General features: G+C 59.3%; 4 protein-coding genes and 1 tRNA gene. All 5 read right to left on the bottom strand.

Annotation, left to right across the window (positions count from 1 at the left end):
• Window positions 1–97 precede the first annotated feature (97 nt).
• The 5 genes from L248_RS14815 to L248_RS14795 all read right to left on the bottom strand — a co-directional run bounded on the left by L248_RS14815 (window position 98) and on the right by L248_RS14795 (window position 5,817).
• Window positions 98–544 carry a GNAT family N-acetyltransferase gene (locus L248_RS14815; protein WP_022531072.1) on the bottom strand — a complete coding sequence of 149 codons (447 nt, stop codon included), beginning with the start codon at window positions 542–544 and terminating at the stop codon, window positions 98–100.
• A 2-nt stretch (window positions 545–546) separates the two neighbouring features.
• Complete coding sequence (locus tag L248_RS14810) at window positions 547–1,818, bottom strand: peptidase U32 family protein (RefSeq protein WP_022531071.1); 1,272 nt, start codon at window positions 1,816–1,818, stop codon at window positions 547–549.
• The gene (locus L248_RS14805) at window positions 1,818–2,741 is read right to left on the bottom strand and encodes a peptidase U32 family protein (RefSeq protein ID WP_040537149.1); all 924 of its coding nucleotides are present in this window, start codon (window positions 2,739–2,741) and stop codon (window positions 1,818–1,820) included. The genes L248_RS14810 and L248_RS14805 overlap by 1 nt, the downstream gene beginning before the upstream one ends.
• Before the next feature lie 147 nt (window positions 2,742–2,888).
• On the bottom strand, window positions 2,889–5,393 hold the full coding sequence (locus L248_RS14800; RefSeq protein WP_022531069.1) for an ATP-dependent Clp protease ATP-binding subunit: 2,505 nt from the start codon (window positions 5,391–5,393) through the stop codon (window positions 2,889–2,891).
• A gap of 350 nt (window positions 5,394–5,743) precedes the next feature.
• Window positions 5,744–5,817 (bottom strand) — tRNA-Pro (locus L248_RS14795).
• Window positions 5,818–5,820 lie beyond the last annotated feature (3 nt).

Raw genomic sequence — 5,820 nt, 5'->3', positions numbered from 1 at the left:
TTTTGGCGCTCTTTGCCAAAAGGCTCAAAGCCGTGCCCACCACGTTCCAGCCCCCGCTCGCGGAGCCCGGAGTCACCCGGGCCAGCGCCACACACCGTTACGCCGCCTGCACCCACTGCATGGTCAGTGCGGGCTGGTTGGTCTCGGGGTCGACGGCTTCGGCGATGATGGTGAAGCCCATGCTGGCGTAGAAGTGGTATGCCGGCTGGTTGGCCTTGTAGACTTGCAGCGTGATGCGGTCGTGCTGTTGCTGCAGGTGGGTCATGAGCTGGGTGCCAAGGCCTTGCCGGCGGGCGCTGGCGGTGATGAAGAGGCCCGCCAGGAAGTCGTCCTGCATGCCCGCGAAGCCCAGGATCTGGCCCGCGTCATCCGTGGCGATGGTGACAGTCGCCGCGGGCAAAGCCGCCAGGAGGACGGCTTGGTTTTTCTCCCAGTATTCGGCCGGGATGAAACTGTGGGCCTGTTCGTTGGCCGTCAGCCAGATGTGGGCGATGCGCTTGGTCTGGGCCGGCGTCAGGTGCGGGACAGTCTGAATCTTGGCCATCGTTACGCCCGCACGTGCGCGTGCCGGCGCACTTTCAGTCCGCGGACAAAGTCGCCGGGAGCCACGGCGTGGGGGCAATGGAGTGTGACGATCTGCATGGCGTGGGGGGCGCGCTCAATCGCCGCGCCGTCCTCGTCGAAGAGGTCCTCGACGGTCATGGCGTAGTGGGTGAAGCCGGGACCGTAGAACTCGATCTGGTCGCCGACGCCGAAGTTGTTGCGCTGCTGGATGGTGACCGTCTCTGTAGCGGGGTCGTAAGCTTGCACCTCGCCGACGAAGGCGTAACGGGGCCGTTTTCTCTCTTCCCCAAACAGCTCATCCTGTTCAGTCGGCGTGTTGTAATAGAAACCCGTGGACATGCCGCGCTGGGCGACCTTCCAAAGCTCGTCGACCCAAGCGGGATCAGTCTGGTAGTGGTCCGGGTCAGCCATGTAGGCATCAACGGCGGCGGAATAGACGTTGGCCACAGTGGAGACGTAGTGCACGGTCTTCATGCGTCCTTCGATCTTCAAACTGTCGACACCGGCTTCGATCAGGTCCGGAATGTGCTCGATCATCGCCATGTCGACGGCACTCATGGAGAAGGCTTCCTTCTTGCCATCGGGATTAACGCCGGTCAGCTCGTGTTTCTCGCCCAGCTGGGGCATATCGAAAAGATCATACTTCCAGCGGCAGTTCTGGGCGCAGCCGCCGCGGTTGGCGTCCCGCAGCCCCATGTGGTTGGACAGCACACAACGGCCGGAATAGCCGATGCACATCGCCCCGTGGATGAACGCCTCAATCTGAATGTCGGTATGCTGGCGCATCTCGCGAATCTCGTCGATGCCCACTTCGCGGGCCAGCACCACCCGCTCCAGCCCCTCGTCCTGCCAGAAGTTCAGGGTCTCATAGTTACACGAAGAGGCTTGGGTAGAAAGGTGGATCGGCAGGCCGGGCGCGGCCAGCACACAGGTTTCAATCAAGGACGGGTCGGATACGATGACTGCATCGACGCCCGTGGCCTGAACGTTCTTGAAGAACGTGTCGGCGCCGGGCAGATCCTGTTCGTGGGCGACGATGTTCGCCGCCACGTACACTTTGGCGTGGCGGGCGTGGGCGTATTGGACCCCCTCCCGCATCTGGTCGAAGCTGAAGTTGCCGGCGCGAGTCCGCAAGCCGTAGGCGTCGCCGCCGATATACACGGCGTCCGCACCGTAATCGATGGCCACCTTTAATTTTTCTAATGTGCCGGCCGGGGCCAGCACCTCGGGCCGTTTTAATTTTCTCTGCATCATTACTTCACCTCATCTGGATCAATATCGAAAAATCCTGTGTCTGTTGCCCGGTTGACCGGGGTGTTGTCGGCGATAACATGCTGGCCGTCGGCGACCAGAGCGCTGGTCCACTGGCCAGCAGCTAACGCGTCCCGGGCGTGGGCGAAGGCCGCCACGATCTGGGAGAACTGCTGACCGGGAACAAACAAGCCGTCGAGCTTCCAGTAATGGATGCCCAGTGCGTGGACCCGGTCCAGCTCACCGAAGAGGTTGACGTCATTGGTGGCGAAAACATGGGTGCCGTTGCGGTCTTCATAGATCGAGTAGTGGGTCTCGGGCTTGTGGGGCGCCGAGATGAATAATCCCCGCGCCCGGTCGGTCCGCTCCTGATGGTCCTTCACGAACGAGAAGTAATTATCCAGCAGCGGCCGGCCCGACTGGTGAATGGCGCTGGCCCCATAGACCAGGTAGCTCACGGGGATGGTCACGTGCTGCATCAGCGGTACCAATTCGCCATACGGCACTTCCGGCGCCACTTGGGCAGCCACAGCGCCGTGCCGGGCCCAGAAGTCGATCTGCCGGGAACTGGTGACCAAGTCCGCCCCGTCGTAGAGATACGGCAAGGGAATGCTTTCTTTCTGCAAGACGTGGATCGCCCCCGGGTCGCCGATACTCACCATGTCCACGGCAATCGCGTGGAGAAATTGGAGATACGCCCCCACCTCGCCGATGCGGTCATTGTGAAAAATGGCGTTCACTGCCACCAGGACTTTCTTCCCCGCCGCATGGACCGCTTGAACCAAGTCGGTCAACTCGGCGCGCGCAAAACTATGGGGCAGGCGCAGACCGAATTCGTCTTCCCCAGCGTAAATATAATCGGCGCCGGCTGCTGTCAGCTGCGCCGCCTGTTCAATCGAATCCGCCGTTGCAATGATTTCTGCCACTGTGGCCATCCTTCCGTGGTACCAAGAATTAATGGTTCCATTCTACCACAGCCCAGGCGCAGTGCCGGGCGAATGGCGGAAAACAAAAACCGCACTTCCTGCTGGCCCAGCAGAAAATGCGGTGGTGAATCAATGATGCACTCAATATTACGCTTTGACGGTTTCCTTCGGCGGTTCGGCCGACTTGGCGTGCGGGTGCTTCACGGTGACGGTGATCTTCCCCTTGCGCGCCCCAATGGTAATGTGGTCGCCGGCCTTGATCTCGCCGCTCAGCAGCATCTCGCTGACGCTGTCCTCGACTTGCCGTTGCAGTGCCCGGCGGATCGGCCGCGCCCCGTAATCCGGGTCGAAGCCCTTGGCCGCCACCACGTCCAGCGCAGCGGTGGTCATCTTGACGCCGATATCCTGTTCTTCCAGACGGGCCAATACCTGCTTGGACATGATCCGGACAATACGCCGCAACTGTTCCTTGTTCAACGGGTGGAAGACAACCACTTCGTCGATCCGGTTGATAAATTCAGGCCGGAAGAACTGCTTCAGCGCGCCGAGAATCTTGTCCCGCATGGCATCGTAATCCTGACCCTTGTCCTGGACGCCGAAGCCCACGGCCTTGTCGTCGCGAACAGCGGTAGCACCCAGGTTGGACGTCATGATCAAGATGGTGTTGCGGAAGTCGACCCGGCGGCCCTTGGCATCGGTCAAATAGCCGTCGTCCAAGACTTGCAGCAGAATGTTGAAGACATCCGGGTGCGCTTTTTCAACTTCATCGAAAAGGACAACGGAATACGGCTTGTTGCGGACTTTCTCCGTCAGCTGACCGCCTTCGTCGTAACCCACGTAACCCGGAGGCGAACCGATGAGCCGCGAGGTGGTGTATTGTTCCTGGTACTCGGACATGTCGACCCGGATGAGGTTATCCTCCGAACCGAACATGGCTTCCGCCAAGGCCTTGGCCAGCTCGGTCTTGCCGACACCGGTGGGCCCGAGGAACATGAACGACCCAATCGGCCGACTGGGATCCTTCAAGCCGCTGCGCGCCCGGCGAATGGCACGGGCCACCGCAGAGACGGCCTCGTCTTGGCCGACGACCCGCTTGTGCAGGATACTCTCCAGGTTGACCAGCCGCTCGCTCTCGCTCTTTTGCAGCTGGGTCAGCGGGACACCCGTCCACTCGGAGACGACTTGGGCGACATCTTCGCCGGTCACTTGAATATCGGTCCGGATACCCGACGAATCATCCTTCGCTTCAGTCGCTTCCAGCTTGGCCTTCAGACTCATCTCGTCTTCCCGGTAATTCGCGGCCGTCTCGAAGTCTTGGTTCTCGATGGCGGCCTCTTTCTTACTGATCAAGTCGCGAATCTTGTCTTGCAGCTTATCCTCCGGGGACTTCTTGTCGGCAGAATCCAAGCGCACCTTCGCTGCGGATTCGTCCACCAGGTCGATGGCCTTATCCGGCAGGAAGCGGTTCGTAATATACCGGTTAGAAAGGACGACCGCTTCGTGCAGTGCTTCATCACTGATGGTGATGCCGTGGTGCTGCTCGTAACGGGGCCGCAACCCCTTCAAAATCTGCTCGGTCTCTTCCGGCGTCGGTTCGTCGATCTGAACGGTAGCGAAACGCCGCTCCAGGGCCGAATCCTTTTCGATATACTTCTGGTATTCATCCAGGGTGGTGGCGCCGATCAGTTGCAGTTCGCCGCGGGCCAGTGCCGGCTTCAAAATGTTGCTGGCATCAATGGCCCCTTCGGCACCGCCGGCACCGATCAGGGTGTGCAGCTCATCAATGAAGAGAATGACGTTGCCGTCACGGTAAATCTCATCGATGACTTTCTTCAACCGGTCTTCAAATTCGCCCCGATACTTCGTGCCCGCAACCAGCGAGCCCATGTCCAGCATCATCAGGCGCTTGTTGGCCATGTCTTCGGGCACCTTGCCGTCAACGATGCGCTGGGCCAGGCCCTCCGCAATGGCGGTCTTGCCGACACCCGGTTCACCAACCAAGACCGGGTTGTTCTTGGTCCGGCGAGACAGGATCTGGATGACGCGGCGGACTTCCTTCTCCCGGCCAACGACGGGATCCATCCCGTTTTCGCGAGCCAATTGGGTCAGATCCCGCGCCAGGCCGTCCAGCGTCGGCGTCCCTTGGGGATTGCTGCCGCTGGTGCGGCGATCATTACCGCGTTTGCTGCTGCCGGTATCGCGGACACCCATCTTCTTCAAGAGCACTTGGCGCGTCTTGGATAGGCTGAGGCCCAGGTTCGTCAGGATCCGGGCCGCCAGGATATCATCCTCGTGCAGGATCCCCAGCAGCATGTGTTCGGTACCAATCTTGCTGGCACCTAACCGCTTGGCTTCGTCGCCAGCATAAGAAAGAATCTGCTTCGCTTTCGGTGAGTATGGCAAATAAGTCGTTTCATCCGGTTGATCGGCGGGCGAAGTGGCGCCGAATCCGGTGAATCGTTCGATTTCTTCTTTCACGTCGTCTGGACTAACGGTGAGCGTGCGTAAGGTTTTACCGGCCACGCCGTCGGTCTCCAGCACCAGGGCCAACAACAGATGCTCTGTCCCCACGGCATGGTGGTGGAAGTAGCGGGCTTGTTGCTGGGCCAGCGCCAGTACGTTACGGGAGCTGTTCGTAAATAAGTTATCCATTAACTCTGCTCCTTTCGTAGTCGCAAAGTAGTGCAGGTGCAAGAATGAGAGACCATCAAGGTCTAATAAATTTCGATGTGATTTCCATTATACATGGGTCCGGGCCAGATGCAAGCCAAATCCCATTTTTAGATGGCTTCTGTCGTCAGTACTCGCTGCTGCTGACGTCCAGATTTTCTCATCAAAACTGGTCTTGAGGGTTCCCTCTACTCCTCTAGTCTAAACAAGGCGGCCAGGGTTGTCTATCTTTTTGCAGATACCGCTGGCCTCAAAAAGTCCCTTCAACACCTGAGAGGGAATAATATACCAAAAACAGACCGAAGTCAAAGACTTCGATCTGTTCCTAGCAGTCGGGAAAACAGGATTTGAACCTGCGACCCCTACGTCCCGAACGTAGTGCTCTACCAAGCTGAGCTATTTCCCGATA

This window comes from Schleiferilactobacillus shenzhenensis LY-73, from assembly GCF_000469325.1.
Taxonomy (GTDB): domain Bacteria; phylum Bacillota; class Bacilli; order Lactobacillales; family Lactobacillaceae; genus Schleiferilactobacillus; species Schleiferilactobacillus shenzhenensis.
This window is presented reverse-complemented; position numbering and strand designations above follow the sequence as displayed.

What these genes read in the sequence shown, in the direction of transcription:
- L248_RS14815 (WP_022531072.1), bottom strand. Translation starts at nt 544, where the DNA reads ATGGCCAAGATTCAGACTGTCCCGCACCTGACGCCGGCCCAGACCAAG.
- L248_RS14810 (WP_022531071.1), bottom strand. Translation starts at nt 1,818, where the DNA reads ATGATGCAGAGAAAATTAAAACGGCCCGAGGTGCTGGCCCCGGCCGGC.
- L248_RS14800 (WP_022531069.1), bottom strand. Translation starts at nt 5,393, where the DNA reads ATGGATAACTTATTTACGAACAGCTCCCGTAACGTACTGGCGCTGGCC.